The 22,505-nt window shown below is 62.1% G+C and carries 22 protein-coding genes; 15 read left to right on the top strand and 7 right to left on the bottom strand.

The genetic code is table 11. The features are described from left to right. Nucleotides 1-21: 21 nt before the first annotated feature. On the bottom strand, nucleotides 22-1,248 hold the full coding sequence (locus V5F48_RS21225; RefSeq protein WP_394071875.1) for an MFS transporter: 1,227 nt from the start codon (nucleotides 1,246-1,248) through the stop codon (nucleotides 22-24). A 194-nt stretch (nucleotides 1,249-1,442) separates the two neighbouring features. Between V5F48_RS21225 and V5F48_RS21220 the strand changes: the two genes are divergently transcribed. The 3 genes from V5F48_RS21220 to V5F48_RS21210 all read left to right on the top strand — a co-directional run bounded on the left by V5F48_RS21220 (nucleotide 1,443) and on the right by V5F48_RS21210 (nucleotide 5,324). Further along, a complete protein-coding gene (locus V5F48_RS21220; RefSeq protein WP_213375305.1) occupies nucleotides 1,443-2,138 on the top strand; it encodes a VIT1/CCC1 transporter family protein in 696 nt (231 codons plus the stop codon). A gap of 113 nt (nucleotides 2,139-2,251) precedes the next feature. Beyond that, on the top strand, nucleotides 2,252-4,303 hold the full coding sequence (locus V5F48_RS21215) for a bifunctional DedA family/phosphatase PAP2 family protein (protein ID WP_394071841.1): 2,052 nt from the start codon (nucleotides 2,252-2,254) through the stop codon (nucleotides 4,301-4,303). 511 nt (nucleotides 4,304-4,814) lie between these two features. Then, the gene (locus V5F48_RS21210) at nucleotides 4,815-5,324 is read left to right on the top strand and encodes a cytochrome b (RefSeq protein WP_394040788.1); all 510 of its coding nucleotides are present in this window, start codon (nucleotides 4,815-4,817) and stop codon (nucleotides 5,322-5,324) included. Nucleotides 5,325-5,397: 73 nt separating this feature from the next. On the opposite strand, the gene V5F48_RS21205 is transcribed toward V5F48_RS21210, so the two are convergent. Continuing rightward, a complete protein-coding gene (locus V5F48_RS21205) occupies nucleotides 5,398-6,837 on the bottom strand; it encodes a sensor histidine kinase (RefSeq protein ID WP_394260235.1) in 1,440 nt (479 codons plus the stop codon). Between the two features lie 2 nt (nucleotides 6,838-6,839). Next, nucleotides 6,840-7,496, bottom strand: coding sequence for a response regulator transcription factor (locus tag V5F48_RS21200; protein ID WP_394260234.1), 657 nt, complete (start codon nucleotides 7,494-7,496; stop codon nucleotides 6,840-6,842). A gap of 429 nt (nucleotides 7,497-7,925) precedes the next feature. On the opposite strand from V5F48_RS21200, the gene V5F48_RS21195 reads away from it, so the two are divergent. The 3 genes from V5F48_RS21195 to V5F48_RS21185 are packed head-to-tail and all read left to right on the top strand — an operon-like array spanning nucleotide 7,926 to nucleotide 9,858. Next, complete coding sequence (locus tag V5F48_RS21195; RefSeq protein ID WP_394015601.1) at nucleotides 7,926-8,528, top strand: LemA family protein; 603 nt, start codon at nucleotides 7,926-7,928, stop codon at nucleotides 8,526-8,528. 11 nt (nucleotides 8,529-8,539) lie between these two features. Further along, nucleotides 8,540-9,274, top strand: coding sequence for a TPM domain-containing protein (locus tag V5F48_RS21190; RefSeq protein ID WP_394015602.1), 735 nt, complete (start codon nucleotides 8,540-8,542; stop codon nucleotides 9,272-9,274). 14 nt (nucleotides 9,275-9,288) lie between these two features. Continuing rightward, entirely contained in the window at nucleotides 9,289-9,858 is a 570-nt protein-coding gene (locus V5F48_RS21185; protein ID WP_394015603.1) for a hypothetical protein, read from the top strand. 160 nt (nucleotides 9,859-10,018) lie between these two features. Here the strand turns inward: V5F48_RS21185 and V5F48_RS21180 are convergent, their stop codons facing one another. From V5F48_RS21180 to V5F48_RS21170, 3 genes are all read right to left on the bottom strand, one after another. Further along, the gene (locus V5F48_RS21180; RefSeq protein ID WP_394015604.1) at nucleotides 10,019-11,422 is read right to left on the bottom strand and encodes a bifunctional enoyl-CoA hydratase/phosphate acetyltransferase; all 1,404 of its coding nucleotides are present in this window, start codon (nucleotides 11,420-11,422) and stop codon (nucleotides 10,019-10,021) included. A gap of 63 nt (nucleotides 11,423-11,485) precedes the next feature. Next, nucleotides 11,486-11,860 (bottom strand): hypothetical protein, encoded by a 375-nt coding sequence (locus V5F48_RS21175; protein WP_394040780.1) that lies wholly within the window; start codon nucleotides 11,858-11,860, stop codon nucleotides 11,486-11,488. Between the two features lie 425 nt (nucleotides 11,861-12,285). Beyond that, nucleotides 12,286-12,756 (bottom strand): hypothetical protein, encoded by a 471-nt coding sequence (locus tag V5F48_RS21170; RefSeq protein ID WP_394040778.1) that lies wholly within the window; start codon nucleotides 12,754-12,756, stop codon nucleotides 12,286-12,288. Nucleotides 12,757-13,019: 263 nt separating this feature from the next. On the opposite strand from V5F48_RS21170, the gene V5F48_RS21165 reads away from it, so the two are divergent. The 5 genes from V5F48_RS21165 (at nucleotide 13,020) to V5F48_RS21145 (ending at nucleotide 18,136) form a co-directional block, all read left to right on the top strand. After that, complete coding sequence (locus V5F48_RS21165) at nucleotides 13,020-13,700, top strand: RNA polymerase sigma factor (protein WP_394015607.1); 681 nt, start codon at nucleotides 13,020-13,022, stop codon at nucleotides 13,698-13,700. A gap of 4 nt (nucleotides 13,701-13,704) precedes the next feature. Next, on the top strand, nucleotides 13,705-14,448 hold the full coding sequence (phbB, locus tag V5F48_RS21160; protein WP_394260233.1) for an acetoacetyl-CoA reductase: 744 nt from the start codon (nucleotides 13,705-13,707) through the stop codon (nucleotides 14,446-14,448). Between the two features lie 30 nt (nucleotides 14,449-14,478). Next, a complete protein-coding gene (locus V5F48_RS21155) occupies nucleotides 14,479-15,666 on the top strand; it encodes a thiolase family protein (protein ID WP_394015609.1) in 1,188 nt (395 codons plus the stop codon). An 84-nt stretch (nucleotides 15,667-15,750) separates the two neighbouring features. Beyond that, nucleotides 15,751-16,188, top strand: coding sequence for a hypothetical protein (locus V5F48_RS21150; RefSeq protein WP_394015610.1), 438 nt, complete (start codon nucleotides 15,751-15,753; stop codon nucleotides 16,186-16,188). Between the two features lie 112 nt (nucleotides 16,189-16,300). After that, on the top strand, nucleotides 16,301-18,136 hold the full coding sequence (locus V5F48_RS21145) for a DUF3141 domain-containing protein (protein ID WP_394260232.1): 1,836 nt from the start codon (nucleotides 16,301-16,303) through the stop codon (nucleotides 18,134-18,136). Nucleotides 18,137-18,543: 407 nt separating this feature from the next. On the opposite strand, the gene V5F48_RS21140 is transcribed toward V5F48_RS21145, so the two are convergent. Continuing rightward, nucleotides 18,544-19,197 (bottom strand): Crp/Fnr family transcriptional regulator, encoded by a 654-nt coding sequence (locus tag V5F48_RS21140; RefSeq protein WP_271188570.1) that lies wholly within the window; start codon nucleotides 19,195-19,197, stop codon nucleotides 18,544-18,546. A 1,172-nt stretch (nucleotides 19,198-20,369) separates the two neighbouring features. On the opposite strand from V5F48_RS21140, the gene V5F48_RS21135 reads away from it, so the two are divergent. The 4 genes from V5F48_RS21135 (at nucleotide 20,370) to V5F48_RS21120 (ending at nucleotide 22,460) form a co-directional block, all read left to right on the top strand. Further along, on the top strand, nucleotides 20,370-20,660 hold the full coding sequence (locus V5F48_RS21135) for a NifB/NifX family molybdenum-iron cluster-binding protein (RefSeq protein WP_394085351.1): 291 nt from the start codon (nucleotides 20,370-20,372) through the stop codon (nucleotides 20,658-20,660). Nucleotides 20,661-20,899: 239 nt separating this feature from the next. Beyond that, nucleotides 20,900-21,172, top strand: coding sequence for a DUF2933 domain-containing protein (locus V5F48_RS21130; RefSeq protein ID WP_394015612.1), 273 nt, complete (start codon nucleotides 20,900-20,902; stop codon nucleotides 21,170-21,172). A 28-nt stretch (nucleotides 21,173-21,200) separates the two neighbouring features. After that, nucleotides 21,201-21,863, top strand: a complete 663-nt coding sequence (locus V5F48_RS21125; RefSeq protein ID WP_394085354.1) for a methyltransferase family protein — start codon at nucleotides 21,201-21,203, stop codon at nucleotides 21,861-21,863. A 75-nt stretch (nucleotides 21,864-21,938) separates the two neighbouring features. Further along, nucleotides 21,939-22,460, top strand: a complete 522-nt coding sequence (locus tag V5F48_RS21120; RefSeq protein ID WP_394085355.1) for a Spy/CpxP family protein refolding chaperone — start codon at nucleotides 21,939-21,941, stop codon at nucleotides 22,458-22,460. Nucleotides 22,461-22,505: the final 45 nt, after the last annotated feature.

Raw genomic sequence — 22,505 nt, 5'->3', positions numbered from 1 at the left:
GTCTCGGGGCGAGAGGGCAGATCAATCCTTGCTTGGGTCCGGGGAGGCGCCGCCGGCCCAGTATTGCGACAGGCCGAAAGCGATCAACGCAACCACGGTGAACCCCGCGCCGGCCAGAAAGGTCGCTGCCGGACCGTAAGCGTCCCACAAGCCGCCGGCGATGACGCTCGCGATCAGCATGGCGATGCCCCCCGCGAAGTTGAACACGCCGAACGCCGTCCCGCGCAGATCCTCGGGCGCGGTATCGGCCACGAGGCTGGCAAAGAGGCCTTGGGTGAGCGCCATGTGCAGCCCCCAGAACACCACGCCGAGCATGACCAGAGGAACCGTTGTGCCGAGCGCGAGGATGAGGTCGGCGACGATCAGGCAGACGATGCCGACCGCGAGCAAGCCGCCTCGGCCGATCCGGTCGGAGAGGGCGCCGGCCGGATAGGCGCCAAGCGCATAGACGACGTTCATCACCACCATGACGACGGGCACCAGCGCGATCGGCAGACCGACATTCTGGGAACGCAGGATGAGAAACGCGTCCGAGAACCGCGCGAGCGTCAGGATCGTGGCGACGCCGACCACGATCCAGAACGGGCGGGACAGGCGTTTCGCATCCGCGAGGCGCAGTCGCGGCTTGGCATCGGTTTCACGCCGGACCGGTTCGCGGACGGCGAATATCATCACGGCGAGCGAGATGAACGCCGGGATGATCGCGATCCAGAACACGAAGCGGAAATTGTCGGAGCTGAGTGACATCAGGACGATCGCGGCGAGCGGCCCGACAAAGGCGCCGACCGTATCGAGCGCCTGCCGCAGGCCGAAGCTCGCGCCCCGCACCTCCGCCGGCGCAAGATCGGCGATGAGCGCGTCCCTCGGAGCATCACGGACGCCCTTGCCGATACGATCAATGAAACGTGCGGCGACCACCCAGCCGACCGAGTTGGCCAGCGGAAAGATCGGCTTGGTGACGGCAGCGAGACCGTATCCGAGGGCGGTCAGCAACTTGCGCTTGCCGAGCCAGTCGGACAGCGCGCCCGAGAAGATTTTGGTGATATTGGCGGTCGCTTCCGCGATGCCTTCGATGAAGCCGACCGTCAGCGTCGACGCGCCGAGCACGGTTACGAGATAGACCGGCAGCAGCGCGTTGACCATCTCCGACGAGATGTCCATGAACATGCTGACGAAACCGAGCGCCCAGACGCCTGGCGGCAGCCTGGCACGCGATTTCGGCCCGGCAGGCGGTGTGTCTGTTGCCATTTCCCAAGGACTCCGAACGGGGGGCGTCTCGCAGCGCGAGCTTTGTCGATACCATGCTTCGAGGCGTATTCCCCCGATGGGATATCGAGCTTCTGTAAGTTCCAAGACATCTCCCTCTGGTAGATCAAACCGGGATTTCAGCAATGCTTGTGTGAGGGAAGCGCTGCGGATGAAATCAATGGAGCAAGGCTGACATGAGTCGCATGCATAACGAGAGGCACCTTGTCGGGCGAATTGGCTGGCTGCGCGCCGCTGTGCTGGGCGCAAACGACGGGATCATCTCGACGGCGAGCCTGATCCTGGGCGTGGCTTCGGCAGCGGCCTCCTCAAGCAATGTCCTGCTGACGGGCGTCGCCGGTCTAGTCGCCGGCGCCATGTCCATGGCTGCGGGGGAATATGTTTCTGTCAGTTCGCAGTCCGACACTGAGCATGCCGATCTCGCACGTGAAAAGCGCGAACTCGCGAGTGATCCGGAGTTCGAGAAGAAGGAACTGGCTCAGATCTATGTCTCCCGAGGCGTCGAGACCGGGCTTGCCCGCCAGGTCGCGGAGCAGCTCATGGCCAAGGACGCATTGGGCGCCCATGCCAGGGACGAACTCGGCATCTCGGAGATCACCACGGCGCGTCCCGTGCAAGCAGCGCTGGCGTCCGCGGCGACCTTTTCCCTCGGAGCGGCCGCGCCGTTGGCGCTCGTGCTCGTCTCGCCATCGAGCTGGCTGCTGCCAGCTGTTTCAGTTGGTTCGCTCGTGTTCCTGGCCCTGCTCGGCATGATCGGCGCCAGAGCCGGCGGAGCCGACATCCTGAAGCCGACGATCCGCGTGACGTTCTGGGGGGCTCTCGCAATGGCCGTGACGGCCGGGATCGGGGCCATCTTCGGCACGGTCGCCTGAGATGCCGTGGCGGAGCGCCAAAAGAATTATTGTAGGCGTCATCGTGCACGCAGCCTATCGAGAAGATACGCGCATCGATCGCGTCATCACCGGCATTCGATAGGCACCGTCGGATGATGACGTCCTTGGTCCTAACGATAGTCGATTTCCTGACGGCACATCGGCATGTCGCCTATCTGGCGGTGTTTCTCCTAGCCCTTTCGGAGTCGATCCCGATCATCGGTGCCGTCATACCGGGTACGGTCGGGATCCTGGCACTCAGCACCTTAGTACCGAGCGGCGCGTTGGTGCTCTGGCCGTTGCTGGCTGCCGCCACGTTTGGCGCCGTCGCCGGTGATGGAGTTTCGTTTTGGCTAGGGCATCGATACCACCGCGAGATTCTTGGCCTCTGGCCATTGAACCGGCATCCGGGACTGATCGAGCGTAGCGAATCGTTTTTCACCCGCCACGGCGACAAGAGTGTTTTTCTCGCACGCTTCACACCGGGCGTCCGCGCCTTCGTTCCTCTCCTCGCCGGTGTGCTGGGAATGCCGGTCCGCCGATTCTACGCCGTCAATGTCGCATCGGCGCTCGCCTGGGCTCCGTCGCATATTCTGCCCGGCGTATTCGTCGGGGCCGCCTTCGGCATTCTCGGCACGGCCGCCAAGCCGCTCGCCGTCCTTCTGGTCGTTCTGGCCGCAGTGGGTTGGGTCATTCTGCATATCGTGCGCTGGACGTTGCGTCGCGGCATACCCCTTCTCATCATTGGTGTGGAACGGCTGCGGGGCTGGGTCGGCACCCGCGACACCTGGCTCAGCCGCAATCTCTCCAGTTTGCTCGACCCAGAGCGGCACGAGGCGCGGACTCTCGCATTATTGACTGTTCTGCTCGTCGGCGCGGCGTGGCTTTTCTTCGGTATCCTTGAAGACGTCGTCAGCAGAGATCCGTTGGTGCTGGCCGACAGCGCTATCTACCGCGCTCTCCAGGATCTCCGCACGGCGCCCGGCGATGCGGTAATGATCGCCATCACTGAACTTGGGGATACCGTCGTCGTCGTGGCGGTCACTGTCATCGTCTTCCTGTGGCTTGCCTGGAAACGGGCATGGCGCACGGCAGCCTATTGGTTGGTTGCGATCGCCGGCGCCTCGGCGCTCAATACCGCGATCAAAATGGCACTGCATCGAGCGCGGCCCGGTGATCTGCACTACTCAGGCTGGAGCGCGTTTTCCTTCCCCAGTGGTCATAGCACAATCAACTTGGTTCTATACGGTTTCCTCACCTTCCTCATCGCGCGTGAGTTTCGCTCGGCACTGCGCGTATCGGTCGCTCTCGGCGCGGCAACCCTGATATTTTTGATCGGATTTTCACGCCTTTACCTCGGTGCGCACTGGCTTTCCGACGTGCTCGGAGGCCTGGCATTCGGGTCTGCATGGCTGGCGCTGCTCGGGCTGTCCTATCTGCGGCGGAAAGTAGAACGCGTTGAGCCGGGCGGCCTGCTCGCCGTCGGATGTGCGGCGGTTGTCCTCGCCGGTGGCTTCAACATCTACCGCAACCACGCAACGGACAGCGATCGCTATGCCGTCAAAAGCGTGCTGCCGACGATGGCCGCCGCCGAATGGTGGGCATCGGGTTGGCAGCAATTGCCAGGTAGGCGGATCGATCTTACCGGCGAGGTGGAGGAGCCGCTGACCTTCCAGTGGACCGGTAGCCTGCGGGACCTGCAAGACGCCTTGCTGCGGGATGGGTGGCACACATCAGCGGCCTGGGAGCTCTTGAGCGCCCTAAGCTGGCTTACCCCATCGGCGGACCCCGCCAATCTTCCGGTTGTTCCTCTCTTCGCCAGCGGGCGTCTTCCCAGCCTCACTCTCATTCGACCCAATAGCGTTGGTACACCCACCGCGTCGCGTCTCGTGCTCCGACTGTGGGCCGTCGACCTCGAGCTCACAAATGGACAGACCGCTCCGCTCTGGATCGGATCGGTCGTCGAGGAACGCCTCTATCGTCCCTTTTCGCTCGTCTCGGTGGCCTCGACGCAGACTGACGTCAATGCGCCGCGACAAGTCCTGGCAGGGTCTCTCGGTGGGGGACGTCTCGTTTTGCGGGCTGTCGAAATGACCGATGCTGATTGGGATGGGCAAGTCCTGTTGGCTCGCCAAGGCGAGGCACCAAAGACAATTTCCGATTGATCGTAGCGCGTCTGCTCAACCGTCGTTCAATTCGGGGCAGAATGCATCCAGTCGGCGTTGGCGCCGTCGCGTGAACGGCGGCCACACGGAACAGCGCCTCGATCAGAGGACATTCCGGCAGTGTGCCGCTAGCGCATCGCACAACCACGTTCTTGAGCATCCACTCCATACACCTCAAATCGGCGATCTTCGCGTGCACGTTGGGGAAGTGCGTGGCGGTGAAGGTCGCCCAGTTTGGCCTCGACGTTCTATGAGCATCAGCATGCACAACCTGCCGTACCGCCCTGGCAACTCTGAGACGCCTCACGTCCTTCGTCACACCTTCGCCAGCGGAGCTGGCGCCTTCGGGTTTTCCGAGCTTACGATCGCGGGGCTACTTGGCCATTCCGCTCGCGGCGTCACGTAAGGCTACGTTCATTTGGACGCTGCGCTTGAGCTTCAGGTGGGTGTCAGCTTGGTAGGGTCTAGTTGCGCCGGCAACAATCCTATGGAAAGACAGCCGAGGCGGCACATGGTTCAGCGTTACTCGAAATTCATGATCGTACTGCATTGGCTGACGGCGATTTGCGTGGTGGTCGCCTGGTTCCTCGGCGAAGGCGGACCACAGATTCTGAAGAACCCTCCAACAGTACACTTCGCGTTCGGTCTCGCCGTGCTGGTGCTCGTGGTGCCGCGGCTCATCGCGCGGCTGGCCGGCGGTGCTCCTCGGCTCGACCCACGCAGCGCTCCCCTGCTGCAGCTTGCCGCCAAGGCCGGCCATGCCGTGCTCTATGCGTTTTTGATCGCCATGCCGCTTTCGGGATGGTACGCCGCCTCGGCGCTAGGCATCCCAGTTACCGTGTTCGGAGTGACCCTGCCGGCCCTGACGGCACCGGTCCAGCAACCTCCGGGTATCGTCGCGGACCTCCACAGCAACGGCGGAACCGTGTTTCTCGTTATCGCCGGTCTCCACGGTCTCATGGCGCTGTACCATCACTTCGTCCTGAAGGACGATACCCTTCGCCGCATGACGCCGGCTTGAATCCTGCTCCATCATCGTCCGCGAGAGGTCGGCGGAAAGCCGGCTGTCGCTCCAGTGCGTGGCCGCAAGCTTTTCAACGTTTCGCCGATACCTGCGGTGGTAGGTGATGCACCGGCAAGTCGTCATCGACGGTACCCACGACCGCACTACGGCAATGGACGGCCACTTTTTCCGAAGGCAACTCGTCCGGCCATTGGAGAATGGCCTCGAAGCCATCCTTCCTCTCGATCGCGGGCGAACGGAGCGTCAGGCTTCCATCCGTCTGGTCCATGATGGAGCGGACGATGGACAGGCCGAGGCCCGTTCCCTTGGCCGATGTGGAGCCGCGCCTGAAGGGCTCAGCGATCCGCGCCAGCGTTGCTCCGGGGACAACCGGCCCCGCATTGATCACGCGAACCTGTCGGCCCGGCCCGGCGATAACCTCGACCAAGCCATCCGGCGCACCATGGATCAGGGCGTTCTGGATCAGGTTGCGCACGGCGATGGCGAAGGCATCAAGGTTGATCCGGCCGACGAGGGCCAGTCCTTGCGCAACCTGCAATCTCACCCGTGACTGCGTCCTCGATGCCACCTGGAAGTCCCGCACCACCAGACGCAGAGCCGGGAGAAGATCGGAGGCCGACTCCGCCTGCGCGAAGCCCGCATCGAGGCGCGAGAGCTGCAGCAGCTTTTCGGACAGTTGCGCCAGGCGCCTCAAGGAGAACTCGACCTCCCTCAGACGCCGGCCGGCCGGCTGGTCGCCGAGTTCGATCGCCAATTGCTGCGTCTGAGCCAAGGCTCCAGCGATCGGCGTTCGTAATTCGTGGGCGCTGCTGGCCGCAAACGCCCGCTCCGCATCTAGTGCCGCGCTAAGGCGCGTGAGCAGGCTTGCCACCGCCTCTGCGATGGGCGCGAGTTCCGCAGGCTGTCCGTCCGACGTCAAAGGCGACAAGTTCCGGCTGCCGCGCTGCGAAATGTCGTGCGTCAACCGCTCGACGGGACGCATCCCCAGCCGGATCGCGATCCAGATGCCGCCCCCGACCAGCGGTATTAGCCCGGCGAGCGGCCACAGGATTGTAGCCAGCGCTGCCCTCAAAGCCGCGCGGCGGTGCTCCGTGCGCTCGACAAGGACGATCGAGAATCCGGATCGGGGGTCCGTCTTCGAAAACAGGCGCTTGCCGTCGACATCCGAGAAGCCGGCCGAGACGAGGACCGGCGGCGAGATGTCCGGGGCGTCGTCCGTCCGCAGAACCATGGCGCCATGCTGATCGATCAGGTAGTAGGTGAAGTAGGCTTCGTCCTCGTCGCGATCGGAACCCCGCACGCGATCCAGGCCATATTTGTCACCCTCGCCGATTTCATGAACCGCCAGCGGCAGCAGACGAAGCGCACCCTGGCGCAAGGATTGGTCGAAAGCCTCGTTGATCTGAGCATACATGACCGTGCCGGCGAGGCCCGCGGCTCCGATCCAAAGCACGGCCATGGTCGCCGAAAGACCGGCGGCGAGGCGCCAGGCTATCGAAGGACGCGCCAATCTCAGCTTCCCGCCTTGTAGCCGAGGCCCCGGACGGTGCTCACGAACTCCCTGCCGAGCTTCTTGCGCAGACGGCTGACATAGACTTCGACGGCGTTGCTGTCGATTTCCGCGCCGAATTCATAGAGTGAATCCTCGATCTCGCACTTCGTGACGACGGCGCCACGATGGCGGACGAGCCGTTCCAGCACCGCCCATTCCCGCGCGGTGATCCCGGCATCCTCGCCCGCCACCGTGACCAGCCTCAGGGCCAGGTCGATCGAGACAGGGCCGATGTCGATGGCGGGGTTCGGATCGCCGGTGTAGCGGCGCGTCACGGCGGAAATCCGCGCGATCATTTCGCTGAGGTCGAACGGCTTGACCAGATAGTCGTCCGCCCCCGCGTTCAGCCCCTCGATACGGACGGCGATCTGGTCCTGTGCCGTTGCGATGATGACGGGCACCGGGTTTCGCGCGGCGCGCAATTCGCGCAACAAGGCCAGACCGTCACCGTCGGTCAGCCCGAGGTCGAGGAGGATCAGCTCATACCCGACAGTGGCCAGGGCCAATCGCGCGTCGTCGATCCGCTGCACCCAGTCGACGCCGTGGCCGTTTGACGCGATGTGATCGCGGATGGCCGTGCCCAGCACCTGGTCGTCTTCGATCAGTAATATGCGCAAGGTCTCTCCCAAGAAATTGCCTTGAGCAAATACCATCCTATGCTGACGTGAAGCTGAAGGACTATATCAGCTCTCTCCAAAATGATGTGGGTTTAGCAACGTCTATTGGCGCCGCAACAATAGCTCGAATCTTGCCATGGACGTCGAAGCGATAGCGCAATTCTTCGGGACGGCGAGCATCTGTGCGATTGGCAGTCGATGTGTACGTGTCACAAGACACATCGGATGCTGAGGTTCATCGCGGATGAACACTGTGCGCGGCCAAAGCGCGGTTCCTTAATCAGGATCAAAGATTCCCAACAAGCGTACCACCTAAGGTCAAAAACTCGAAGTCTGAGCGCTCCCGGGAGCCAAGGCTGCATCAGACGAAAAATGCCTGGCAATTCCGCCATCCCTGGATCGCCCTGTCGTCCGGGAGGAGACAATAGAATGAGCCATCCGATTGCACGCTTGGCCGCTCGCGTCGGCGCGGTCCTCCTTCTTGCGATCGGCCTCGCCGGCTGCGGTATCAACGCTGTGCCAACCCAGGATGAGCAGGTGAAAGCTGCTTGGAGCGAGGTGCTGAACCAGTATCAACGACGCGCCGATCTCGTTCCCAACCTGGTAGAAACGGTGAGGGGCTATGCTAAACAGGAGCAGACGGTGTTGACGCAGGTCACCGAGGCTCGTGCGCGCGCCACCCAAGTGACCTTGCCGGCGGACATCCTCACCAACCCGGACGCCTTCCGTCAGTTCGAACAAAACCAAGCATCTCTTGGCGGGGCCTTGGGACGCCTTTTGGCTATCAGCGAGCAATACCCCGATCTCAAGTCGAACCAAAATTTCCTAGCGCTTCAATCGCAGCTCGAGGGCACGGAGAACCGCATCGCCGTCGCGCGGCGCGACTATATCGGCACGGTGCAAACCTACAACACGACCTTGCGCACCATTCCCAGCCGATGGATCGCAGCTATCCTTTATCCGAACGCCAAGGTGAGAGAAACCTTTACGATCGATGAAAAGGCGCAAGAAGTGCCGCAAGTCAAACTATGATCCACCCCCGCATGCATCCGCAGGTCGCATGGCAAGCACTTCTCGCAGGGCTGGTCTATGTATTGCTTGCCACCGCGCTCTACGCAGCGCCGGTTTTTCCACCCCTCACCGGTCGCGTCGTGGATGACGCAGGTATCCTTTCAGCTGAAACGCAGCAAAAGCTGACACAAATGCTGGCTCAGCATGAGGCGCAGACCGGGAACCAGATTGTCATTGCAACGATCAAATCACTTCAAGGCTATTCCATCGACGACTTTGGCTATCAGTTGGGCCGCGCCTGGGGGATCGGACAAAAGGGTCAGAACAACGGTGCATTGCTGTTGGTAGCGCCGAACGAACGCAATGTGCGGGTTGAAGTCGGCTACGGCCTGGAGGGTCGGCTCACCGATGCACAGAGCAGGCTGATCATCGAGAATCTCATCCTGCCCGAATTTCGGAAGGGCGATTTCAACACCGGCGTTCTTGTCGGGGCAACGACGCTTCTGCGTGTTCTGGGCGGCGATGCGTCTGCCCTGCCCCAGCAAACCGAGCAACGAAAGAGCCAAGACGAAGACGGTAGTGGAGGCGGAAGCGTCATCGCCATTATCGTCATCATGTTCATCTTCGGCCGTTTCTTCTGGCCTCTGCTGTTCCTTGGCGGATTCCGCGGACGGCACGGGGGGCCCGGGCGTGGCGGCTTCTCGCGCGGCGGGTTTTCCGGCGGCGGAGGCTCGTTTGGTGGCGGGGGAGCATCAGGACGCTGGTGATGAAGATGAAATGCATGTCCGACGACGACAGCCGACGCCTACACGAGCTTATGACGACCGTTGAACGGCGCACTGGCGCACACTTCGCGTTGGTGGTCACTCCGCTCAGCGATCGGTATTTGCTTTTTCCGCTGATATGGGCGGCTGCAGCCGCCCTTGCAGTCGGAGGCCTATTGGCGATCTTCTGGCCGCTATTGCCACTCCCCATCGGCTTTCTGATCCAGGCGGGGACGTTCGCGAGCTCGGCTCTGATCTTTGATTGGTTGCCTCTACGTTTGTTGCTCGTGCCTGGCCGGATCAAGCGCGAGCACTGTGTCGGCTTGGCCCGTCGTGAGTTTGCGGCACGGATCCTGGCCGACCACGAACATCGTCCCGGCATGCTGCTCTTCGTGTCCTTGGGCGAACGCCATGTTGAGATTTTGGCCGACAACGCCCTCCACACATGCGTCGGCGAAGCCGCCTGGAACAGGGCCATTGCCACCTTCATGACAGCGCCGAAGCCCGGCAATTCGATTGCGGATGGCCTCATCGGCAGTATAGAAGCCTGCGCCGCCACACTGGAAATGCACTATCCACGGGCGTAGATGGCGAGCCGCGAATGTTGAGTGAAATGCATGATCAAGCTCTGGAAGCACGCACGAACAGACATTGCTCGTAGCTTCATGTCGAGGCCCGCCGGTTTGAATGAGACCGACTTGGATCGCTAGATCAGAGATCCGACATCTTGGACCATGATTGCGCCTGTCACGGCCGGATACCGGCCCTATAGCGGGCGAGCAGAAGCGCGATGGCACAGGAGGCCAACCGCGCGGCCGTCGTGCCTGCACGGCTGGTCAGGATGATCGGGACACGCGCGCCCAGCACGATGCCGGCGACTTCGGCCTCGGCAAGATATTCAAGCTGCTTCGCCAGCATGTTTCCGGCCTCGAGGTCAGGCACAAGGAGGATGTCTGCTTGGCCCGCGACGGGAGTGATGATGCCCTTCGTCGTTGCCGCATCGATGGAAACGGCATTGTCGAACGCGAGCGGGCCGTCGAGGAGCGCGCCGGTGATCTGGCCGCGGTCCGCCATCTTGCAGAGAGCTGCGGCGTCGAGTGTCGATGGAATCTTCGACGACACCGTCTCGACGGCCGACAGGACGGCTACCTTCGGCGTCGCGAGTCCCAGGGCATGAGCCAAGTCGATCGCGTTCTGCACGATGTCGCGCTTGTCGTCGAGATTGGGATTGATATTGATCGCCGCGTCGGTGATGAAGAGCGGGCGTGGATAGCGTGGCGCGTCGATCGCGAACACATGGCTGACCCGCCGCGCGGTCCGCAGTCCATGATCGCGATCCACTACGGCGCCCATGAGTTCATCGGTGTGCAGCGCCCCCTTCATCAAGGCCCCGACCTTGCCGGCACGCGCCATCGCGACCGCCTGTGCCGCCGCAGCATCGCTGTGCTCCGTTGGGACGATTTCAAAGGGGGACAGATCGAGCGCAGCTTGCTGAGCAGCGGCCCGAATCTTTGCCTCAGGTCCGACCAGGATGGGGACGATCAGCTTCTGTTGAGCAGCCTCGATCGCGCCGAGTAGTGATGTCGTATCGACGGGATGCACCACAGCCGTGCGAATTGGCTCAAGACCTTGGACCAATTTCATGAGATGGCGATGCCAACGCCCTTTCTCGACGAACTCTACCTCTGGCAGAATCGTGCGCTGGCGAGAGATTTTCTCCGTTGGCGCGATCACATCTGCAATTCCACTGATGACGATCTCACCGAGCTGATTGACCGCCTTGCAGTCGAGAAGGACGCGATGCCCGTCTTCAATCTTTTCGGCGACCCGCACGGTCACCGTGATGGTGTCGCCGAGACCAACTGGGCGATGGAAACGAAGAGTCTGGCCAAAATAGACGGTGCCTGGGCCTGGCAGCTCGGTGCCGAGAATGGTCGAGATAAGGGCACCGCCCCACATGCCGTGTGCTACGATCTTGTGAAACAGATCGCTCTTGGCGAACGCTTCATCGACATGAGTGGGATTGACGTCCCCCGACATGACGGCAAAGAGCTCGACGTCCTTTCGGACGAGCGTATGGACGATGCTGGCGGTGTCACCGATCCGAATCTCGTCGAACGTCCGGTTTTCGATCGTGCCCGTTTGGTTCATTCCGGCCTCTGAGGTTCTCTACCCGTATTGGAACCAAGCCGAACGGTCCGGGACCTCTGCGCCCTAGCAGCCATGTCGGTGGTGCTGGGGATGGTTGTCGTCGCGCTGGTTATCGATCGCTTGGCCCGAAGCAGCCATCCCGGTCAGATACTTTTCGGGATCGGCCTCGAACGCCTCACGGTTTTCGCGGGACTCGAAATAGTAGGCGCGCTCCCGATAGACCGAAGATATCGACGAACTGCCGCTGACAGACTGCCGGCTTACGGGATCAAGAACCGACCGCGGACCGGCTCCAGCGTCGGATGGTGGGCCGTCTTGCCCGCTTCCGTGGCTGTGGCGTGCCGATCGGCCCATTCCGCGGCCGCCCATGCGGGTCATGAAGAAGAATGCGCCAATTGCAAGTGCGATCCAGATCCAGTTCTGGGAGATCCAATCCATGTCTGCCTCCTGTCGACTGAGGCACTGAGGAAAGCTGAAATCGCAGTGAGAGCTTTGCCGCAGGTTAAAGATCGCCACTTGCGCCGTGCGAAGCGCCGAAGGAAATCGCAGCGCGCGCCGTGAGGGATTGCAAGCCCGCGGTCTTGCGTTTGTCTTGGCGCTCCCGATCAGTGATGTAGTCTTGCATCATAGTGAGCCTGTTCGTATGGCCGGCGTCGACCCGTCCAGCGCCATCGGGCCCCGCAATCGGCCATATGCGCTGGCCCTGTACTATTGTGGAGTTGATATTCTTCCGAGTGGAAATGCATCCGTTCCATTTGAACGACTCGCTGCGGTTTCACCTCTCTGACCGGCGTAGTCACAAATGGCAGCGCCTCGTTCATCGACATGACCGACGCGCTCGATCGATCACTTCACAGTCGCTATTACTGATGCCGTTCTTCGAATTCCACCTTGATGTCCTGCGCCCGGTCCCGCAGGCGAATTGTCAGGCTGATCCGAAACGGTCCATTGCCCTGCATTTCAAAGTAGTTGCCGTAGCTTTCGGTGCCCGCGATCTCCATCGGATTGAGGTTCTTCTGGCTCCCAGCAAGTCCGATTTCGGAGACGCGGGCCGAGACGTCGGCGCCGGTGAGACGGCGTCCACTCCTGACGTCGAAGAGTGCAACAACGATATGGAATTGCCCGCGGGCCATCGGCTGCCCGCCATGCATGGAATTCTCCGTGTGGCCTTGCGGATGACCGCGGACTAATTCCGCCGGCAGGATTCCCATATAGATCTGGACCTCGCCGACGACTCTGCTGTCGCCGCTAGGGGCCGCCATTGCTGTGTGGACCAATCCGGAAAGCAGGATCAGACCCAGCGCCACCCCGACTCTCATTGCTCGCATGGTCATTTGCTCTCCCACCGCTGGCCAACGACCTAAGATGGTGCACGACGTGCCGGCGAGAGTTCGGTCCGTTCCGATCCCGCCAGGACATCAGCCCATCGCGGCGAAAAGGCTGATATCCGAGACGGATTCGTAGCGACGACCGGCAACAGAAAGCTTGATCTGCGTTAAAGAACGTGGGCGGTCGCGGCCGTAACGTTAAATCCTGTCTGGTTTTGGCAGAGACGTCTCAAGAGGACGTTTCAACCATTGAAAGATCTGGCTGGACGATGACCAACAGGCGTGAGACGAATGCTCAGCATTCGGGCAGTGATCCGGAAGGAGAGGACGCCGCAAAACCAGCGGACGCGGCTGTACGACGAGCGCTTGTCGAGGCACGCGAGGAGTTTCTGGTCTTTTTGCATCATCGGGTGGGCAGCCGGGACGAGGCTGAAGAGTTGTTGCAGCAGTTCTCGCTCCGGGCGATCGAGCGCGCCTGGCAATTGCGGGACGTCCGCACGGTCCGCGGTTGGCTCGGGCGCATACTGGCGACGACACTCGTCGATCACCAGCGACGCGCCATCAGGCGGCGTCGCCGGGAGGTCGACATGGAGCAGTCGGACGTCGAGAACCTGGCGATCGAGCCGGATCGAGAAACCGATGAGGCCGTCTGCAGCTGCCTCCATAAATTGCTGCCGACGCTCAAGCCCGAATATGCCGATGTCGTCTGGCGCTCCGACATTCTTGGCGAGCCGCGGGATCGGATCGCCGCGAGCCTCGGCACCACGCTCAACAACATCGCGGTCCGGCTTCACCGCGGGCGCCAGGCGCTCCGCAAGAGGCTCGAGGAAATGTGCCTGACATGTCCGGTCCACGGCTTCCTCGATTGCCGGTGCGATGAGGCCGAGCGCATTCGCCGGCGAGCTCGGGGCCTCGCTGACGAGACCGAGACGCCGCCTGAGAACGGATAACACAATGAATGCAGATGACCTCACCAAGCGCGTGGCGATCATCACCGGCGGAACGCGAGGGATCGGCGCCGCGATTGCGCGTCGCTTCAAGAATGCGGGATACGCGGTTGCGGCCGTCTACCACGGAAACGCGACAGCGGCCGACGCGTTCTCGGGCGATACCGGTATCCCAGTCTACAAATGGGATGTTGCCGATTTTGACGCCTGCCAGGATGGCGTGGCCAGCGTGGCGAACGACCTCGGCGGACCGGTTGAGATCCTCGTCAACAATGCGGGCATCACCCGCGATGCCATGCTGCACAAGATGACATCTGCCCAGTGGGGCGAGGTCATCGCGACCGACCTCACCTCCTGCTTCAACATGTGCCGAGCAGTCATCGGCGCCATGCGTGATCACGGCTTCGGCCGGATCGTCAATATTTCCTCGATCAACGGTCAGAAGGGGCAGCTTGGTCAGACCAACTATGCAGCCGCGAAGGCTGGCATCCTTGGTTTCACCAAAGCGCTCGCGCTCGAGACGGCGTCGAGGGGCATCACCGTGAACGCGGTCGCGCCCGGCTACATCGCGACGGACATGGTCGGTGCCATGTCTGAAGATGTTCTCGCAAGGATCGAGGGGCAAATCCCTGTCGGGCGGCTGGGCAATGCCGACGAGGTCGCACGCATCGTCCAGTTCCTGGTGAGCGAGGAGGCGACGTTCATCACCGGCTCAACGGTCACCGCCAATGGCGGCCAGTACATGGCATAGGCACCCCCGGGAAATCGAAAGGACATCCACATGGCACAGTCGAACGTCGTGCTCTGCACCCCGGTGCGGACAGCCATCGGCACGTATGGCGGAACGCTGAAAGACATAGGCGCCCCCGAGCTCGGGGCCGCCGTGATCAAGGAAATATTGATCCGCGCGAAGATCGCAGACGGTGCGATCGGCGCCGTGGTGATGGGGCAGGTCGTCCAGGCCGGCGCCAAGATGAACCCGGCGCGGCAGGCGGCGATCAAGGCCGGCGTTCCGGCCGGCGTTCCGGCGATGACCATCAACCGGGTGTGTGGTTCGGGTGCGCAGGCGATCGCGACCGCCGCGCAGGAGATCATGCTCGGCCTCGCCGAGAGCGCCATCGCCGGCGGCATGGAGAACATGGACCAATCGCCCTACCTGATGTCGGGCGGACGGTGGGGCTACCGCATGGGCGATGCCCAGATCTACGACAGCATGCTGCGCGATGGCCTCAACGATGCCTTTTCCGATCACCACTCGGGCTTGGTGACCGAGGACCTCGTCAGCAAGTTTCAGGTGACGCGCGAGGCGCAGGACCGCTGGGCGGAGCGGACGCAGCGGCGCTTTGGCGCGGCGCAGGCGGCCGGCAAGTTCAATGCCGAGATCGCGCCGATCGAAATCCCCGGTCGCAAGGGGCCGACGATCTTCGACAAGGATGAGCACAACCGCCCGGACGCAACGCTGGAGTCGCTGGCCAAGCTGAAGCCGGCTTTCCGCAAGGATGGAACCATTACCGCCGGCAATGCACCGGGCCTCAACAGCGGCGCCGCGGGCATGATCGTTGCGGATGCCCGCTGGGCCGAGAAGCACGGCCTGACGCCGATGGCTCGTCTTGTGGCCTTCGGGGTCGGCGCGGTCGAACCCGGCCTGTTCGGTCTCGGGCCGGTTCCCGCGGTTCGGCAGGCCTTGGATCGCGCTGGCTGGACGCTCGGCGACGTCGAGCGCGTGGAAATCAACGAGGCCTTCGCGGCGATCGTCTTGGCGCTCATCGGAGAGCTCGGGCTCCCGGAGGACATCGTCAATGTCGAGGGCGGCGCCATCGCACATGGCCATCCGATCGGTGCGACAGGAGCCGTGCTGACGACCCGCCTCCTTCACGCGATGCACCGGGACGGTCTCCGCCGCGGATTGGTGACACTGTGCATCGGCGGCGGTCAGGGGGTCGCTTTGGCGCTTGAGGCTCTCCACTGACCGCGAGAGCGTAAAAAGCGACCCATCGCAGCAAATCGAATGTCGCGTTCCTGAAACTGCAACCAAACAATCAAGGAGAGAACAATGGCCACGAAGAATGAGGCGCCAGTTGGTTTCGATCGCATGAACGCTGTATTCGCATGGTGGGGACTGTCGGGCGCCGACAGTACCGACAAGCTCGACGGCCAGTTCAAGCGGTTCCAGGCCTTCACGTCCGATCTGCAGAAGGCCTATGGCGAGACATACAGCGCTCAGATGAGCACTCTCCTTGGCGCCAATGAGCGGATCGGACGCTCGCTTCTGGAATTCGTGCAGTGCCGGCGACCGCAGGATGTGATCGCGGCAGAATCGAGCGTCATGGCGGCCATCCTGGAAGAGACGTCGTTGCAGACGAAGACTTGGCTCGATCTCTCGCAGAAGGTCCAAGACTACTGTGCGACCATGGCACGGGAGACCGCAGGCGAAATCCGTCAGCAGGCAAATGGAACCCCTGACACCGGAAGCAGCGTCAAGGCATCGTAGCCGCATATAGTGTTGACGAGCGTCCCGCGGGGTCTTGCCGAGACCGTGGCGTGCGGCTGGCACGGCAGCCGGATTTCTGGCCGCTGTTCAACTTCCTCGCCCTTAAGATCAGATGATGGAGATGGTGATGCCCGAAGCAAGATCGGATTCCGCGCTGGTTGACCAGCCGAAGGCGTCGCCGGGTCGGCAATTGGCTGTTCGGCGGGATATCGTAGCGGCGGCTACGGTGAAAAGCCTGGAACCGGCCGTCGCGGCGAATCCAGTCGGACTGCCGATCAACATCGGTGATCCCTTGGCCTATCAGAGGGATGTCTTCGAACGGTCGATTCTGTTTTGGGACACGCTGCGCCAGCGTGCCAACAACATGATCGCCCATGAGCGCGCCGGCAAGCCGCCGCTTCTCGACTTCGACTATGAGACGCTGGTCGATGCCCGCCGTTTCGAACGACCTGTCAACTACGCCCTCCTGCGGATCACCCGGATCGGGGACGATTGCATCGAGGATTGTATCGATCCGGCGAAGCCACCCGTCGTCATCCTCGACCCTCGAGCCGGCCATGGGCCCGGCATCGGCGGCTTCAAGCGCGACTCCGAGGTTGGGATCGCCATGCACGAGGGCTATCCGGTCTATTTCGTTTCCTTCTTTCCGGAACCCTGCGTGGGCCAGACCCTGGCGGATGTGCTGCATGCGCTCGGACGCTTCGTCGAGGACGTGGTCAAACGTCACCCCGGCAAGCCTCCGGTGCTCTATGGCAACTGTCAGGCCGGCTGGGCGATCACCCTGCTCTCGGCGGATTGCGAAGGCTTGGTCGGCCCCGCCGTGCTCAACGGCTCTCCGCTCTCCTATTGGGCGGGAGAATCGGGCGTCAATCCGATGCGGATCGCGGGCGGGCTGCTCGGCGGCGTCTGGGCCACCCACCTTCTCGCCGATCTCAACGACGGCCGCCTGGACGGTGCGTGGCTCGCCTTCAATTTCGAAAACCTTCAGCCCGAAGCCGTCTGGGAGAAATATGCCAACCTGTTCACGCATGTCGACACGGAACGGGAGCGCTTCCTCGAGTTCGAGCGGTGGTGGAATGGCTTCTATTTCCTCAGCCGGGAAGAGATCGTCGCCATCGTCGAGAACCTCTTCATCGGCAATCGCCTCGAGGAGGGCAAGATGCGGATCTGCGAGGGTTGCGTCGCCGACCTTCGGCGTATTCGCAATCCGCTGGTGATCTTCGCGTCCTACGGCGACAACATCACCCCGCCGCACCAGGCGCTCGGCTGGATCCCGGTGGTGTACAAGGATACGAGCGATCTCAAGGCCGCCGGTCAGCGCATTGTCTACCTGACGAACCCCCATGCGGGCCATCTCGGCATTTTCGTGTCAGCCAAGGTGGCGCGGTTCGAACATCGCGCGATCCTCGAAAGCCTCGGCGAAATCGAGACCCTCGCCCCCGGCCTCTACGAGATGAAGATCGACAATCCGACCGGCAATCCCGACTGCGATAAGCCGGAATACTCGGTCCGGTTCGAAGAGCGGCGTGTCGAGGATCTTCGGTTCGCGACGCCGCGCGCGGAGTTCGAGCAGGTTCGCCATCTTTCAGAGGTGAACGAGCAATTCTACAAGGCCATGGTCAGCCCCTTCGTTCGCGCGCTCTCCAATCCCTGGACTGCGGCGACGCTCGAATGGCTCCATCCGATGCGCACGAGCCGCTACCTGCTGTCGGAATCCTTCAGTCCGTGGATGCGTGGCGTCGCTGCGCTCGCGCGTCTGATCGAGCAGCGCCGCCAGCCGCTGCCGGAGGACGATGCCAATCTCCGTCGTGAGCGGGAGGCGATTGACCGTGTCTCCGAGGTGATCGAAAACGGCCGCAGGCAGCGCGACGCGACGGAGGAACGGGTCTTCCAGGCGCTTTACGATGTTCCCGCCTCGGCTCGGCCAGCAGCGCCACCGGCCGTATAGGCTTGACACCGTCGTCGTTCGCCATGGCAAGCCGGTGCAATTGAACGTTTCCGCGGGAGGAGACGGCGCTCTGTTCCGAGAAGGTCGCTTTCGCTGACTCAATAAGCGCGCGGACCTGTCGGCCGGACAGACGGTTCGGGTGGAGACCATGCCAGACAAGCCCGGCAAATTCGGCTTCGGCTGCCAGATGGGGATATTCACGGACAGGCTTGTCGTGGAGTGAGATCGCATCTTTGGGCGCAGACGCGACCCGTGACGCCGCAACGCAAAGGGGCCGCTGGTGACGGAAGATCAGCGGTTGTCTTTGCGCAACAATGGAGCCGAAGGAGCATGACGCGGCAGCTCGCAACAAGGCTGGATCGGACATTCCGCCCGCTCCATCCCATATTGTCCCGGTCGATCGTCCATCAGCGGATCCAGGACATCACGAGCTGAGGGTCAAGACCTGCGACGTCGACGAGTTTGTCCGGATCGAGGATCCGGAGCCGTCGATAATGGAATTCCAGGATCCTATCCTTTCGCAGATCCCTTAGCACCCGGTTGACATGAACGAAGGTCAGACCCGTCGCATCTCCGATATCTTCTTGGGTCAGCGGAAGATGCATCTCCTCGATATGACTGCCCGGCCATTGCGCGCGGTAGCGGACGAACAGCTTGAGCAGCAGGTGGGCAACGCGCTCACGGGCTGAATGCCGCCCAATGCTGGTAAGACGGTCATAAGCCAGGGTGCAATCGCGCGCGATCAGCCAGGCAAGCCGCAGACCGAACTCCGGCTGCTGTTTGACGATCGGTGGAAGCGCCTTGCGCGGAATTGTGCTGACGACGATATCCGTCAAGGCTTGCGCGCCAAATGTCATCATCGCGCCGCCGCCGGGATGGAATCCAAGCACGGCGCCCGGCAATGCGAAGTGCAAAATCTGCCGTCGCCCATCTTCCAATAAATTATAGAGAATGACCCAACCTTCAAGGAGATTGTAGATCGAATCGCACGGCTCACCGAGGCTGAAGAGATCCTGGCCGGCCTTGAATTCCCGATCAGCAGATTTGTAACTCGCGATCACACAGGGCGATCCCGGCTGGCAATCGCCGCACAAACCCCGGTTAGCCCGCGCGAAGCAAGCCTCACAGCCCGGGGGTTGCTTCGTCGTGCCATTCCCAGGCATCGGCATACGGGCGTTCCTTTCCGCATCACTGATCGTGTTTGCGGTTCCCCAAGGAACTGGGGACCGGACCACCCCGGGTTGCAGACCGTCGTATCGGCCATGGGCGTGATCCCGCGACGCTCGGATAGTGCTCTCCAAATAAGACGCTTGGCTCGGAGTCATATTACAGTCCTCGATCTGGTCGGTTTCACCTGGAAGGTTGAATCCATCTGACCAGGTCGCCCGGCTCGGCCGGCCGCTTTGGCGGCGCGACGCCAGCGGGAATGGAACAATCAAGCCACGCTCCCGATCCGCGCAGGGCGTGGACCGTTGGCAGCTAGATCGCGCTCCGCTGGGCCGATCGACCCGCTAGGTCGAGCGCCGAGGAACTGGGGGGTCGAGTCCGGGGATGACCGAGCCTGGGTCGGCTTCTTCGGACCCCATCCCTACTGAAGAGCGCTCGAAGGCATGGGCCGCGAGGCTGCTAGGGAGGGGCGCCAAGCTCGTTGAGCAGGTGGCCGGGCAGGAGCAGGTACTCATCGGACAGCAGGGCTTGTCCGAATTTGGACACTCCGGGCAGTCGTCGCATTCGTCACTGTGGGGCCCAAGGCCAGAAGCGCTCACAACCACCATGGTCGCATCAGCAGTGATCGCTACTGTCCCGGCCATACTCCGCCCGCTCAGCGTCATGATGATCGCTGTGGCGAAGATCAGTATGGCGAGGAACCGCAGCATCCGCCTCTTTCCAAGAAGGCCAGAACCGGAGGCTATCACACCGCCCCGCAGCTATCAATTTGCCCGGCGGAAACCTATACGGGGAAAGGCCCGGCGAGATTGATTGAAATCAAATGCCGGGCGGGGCGCATCAACCGCCCGGAAACCTGCGCGCGGGGCAACTCTGCGGCCGCCCGTCGGATGCTCGGCAGATGATGTCATGCCGCGCTGCCCGCGCGAATGTTTGATCGAGTTTAAAGTCCGATATGTTAGCCGGTCCCATAATTGCCCGACTCTGCTGGTGTTCAAACGAGGAACCGATGGCTAGGTCCGCCTGCGTACCACCCCCGCCGGCAAATCGCATTGCGATCATCGTGATGAAATCCGACGCGGGCCCAGCACTCTGCCCCTTCTTCGGCAAGTGCGATGGAATATGGATCGTCGATACCGCCACGGGCGCGACAGAATTCCGCGCCAACCCGCAGCGCACGTCCGCAGCGGTATGCGATCTCATTGTCGCAGCCAGACCAGGTCGCTTGATCTGCGGCTTTATCGGCGAGCCAGAGAAACTGAGACTTTGTGCTGCTGGGATCGACGTGAGGCTCGGCTCGTGCGTGAGGACGATCCAGGAACTCGTGGCCTGCTTTTCCGCTCTCGTTGCAGCATGACGCCGGCTGCCACGGGCCGGGGCAGGCGAGGCATCTGATCGGTCCTGCTGCATCGATCCACACCCGGCGGATGTTTAACCGGGATCAAAGATTCAGAACAGATGGCCGGCCATGGTTCGAGCGCTGTCGTGTCGCTCGGAGGATGGCGTCTGGCCGATGCAAGCCTGCATCGTCTAGCGACCTCTGGACGGTTGCAGGGCGTGCCGGTGCGTCCTGGTCTGACGTGGGTGGAGTTTCCAATGGAACACGGCGGTCATGGTGGTGAGGGTGGCTTCTTTCGCTCCCGCGCAAATTGGGTCCTGATCGGTTTTCTCGCGATCGGCGGCTTCTATCTTCTGACCGAGCATCGCGCGCATCTCATCCCGTATTTGGGGTATTGGCCGTTCCTGCTGATCCTCGCCTGCCCGTTGATGCATGTTTTCATGCATGGCGGCCACGGCGGACGGGGAGGAAGCAACGACAGCGGCAGCGGATCGGCGGATGCCGGCCAGAACCAGCCTCACAAACATTGAGCCGCGATCAACGGTCCGGAGGTCGACCATGCACGACGATGTTCCTGCCTATGGCCTCTGGTCACTGGTGATTATCAATTCGGCGATCTTCATCTTCTTCGCCTTCAGTTTTTTCAAGCCGCAGACAAAGCGCGACTGGCGGTCCTTCGGCGCCTTCAGCGCCTTTCTGGTCGCGCTGTTCACCGAGATGTATGGGTTCCCGCTGACGATCTATCTGCTCTCCGGCTGGCTACAGAGCCGCTTTCCAGGCGTCGATTGGTTCTCCCATGACGCCGGGCATCTTCTCGAGGAGATGTTCGGCTGGAGAGCCAATCCGCATTTCGGGCCATTTCACCTCCTGAGCTTCGTTTTCATCGGTGGCGGCTTTATCCTGATCTCGGCCGGCTGGAAGGTGCTCTACGAAGCACAGCGTCATAGAACGCTCGCCACCACCGGCGTCTACGCTTATGTGCGGCATCCGCAATATGTCGGCTTCGTGCTGGTGATGTTCGGCTTCCTGCTGCAATGGCCGACCTTGCTGACCCTCGCGATGTTCCCGGTGCTGGTGTTCATGTACGTGCGTCTTGCCCGCGCCGAAGAACGCGAGTCTTTGGCGGAATTTGGCTCTGACTATGAACGCTATATGCGAGACGTGCCGGGCTTCATTCCACGGCTCGGCGGCCCGAAAAGTAGCCACGCCGGCCAAGGTTGAACAGCGAGTTTCGGGCCTCGCCGTAGCAGGCTCCGCCCTGTCATGACAACTCACAACGCGAAGGAATCGGCTCCGATGATCAAGATGCCCTCGATCTCCATCCTGCTTTTCAGCGCCATGCTCCTCGCAGGGTCACCCGCCTCGGCTAATGATGAGCACCATCCGGCCGGGGGCGCTGAAGCGCCCGCCACGCCTTTGAACGCGCCCGGATCACAAATTCCCATGGGTGGGATGATGTCGATGATGGGTACTGGCGGCATGCCCATGATGGGCATGATGACCGGGCACATTGAAGGCCGGCTGGCATTCTTGAAAACCGAAATCAAGATCACCGACGTTCAGGAATCCAAATGGAGCGTGTTCGCAGACGCCGTGCGAGCCAACGCGAAGGCGATGATGGGCATGCGTGAGGGCATGATGCAGGCACGTGACGGCGCTCTTCCAGTGCGTCTTGAGCGGATCGAGAAGGCCATGGCTCTGTGCCAGGAAGCGCTCCAAAAGATCAAAGTAGCGGTGGAGCCGCTCTACGCAAGCTTCAGCGAGGAGCAGAAGCGCACCGCCGATCAGTTGATGGTGAGCCCGATGGGCCTATTCTGAACGGACGGCGTCTGCTGAGAAGCAGAGCCATCGCGTCGCTTCAAG

Origin of the sequence: Xanthobacter autotrophicus ATCC 700552 (genome assembly GCF_043194565.1) — a bacterium.
Lineage (GTDB): Bacteria > Pseudomonadota > Alphaproteobacteria > Rhizobiales > Xanthobacteraceae > Xanthobacter > Xanthobacter autotrophicus_F.
This window is presented reverse-complemented; position numbering and strand designations above follow the sequence as displayed.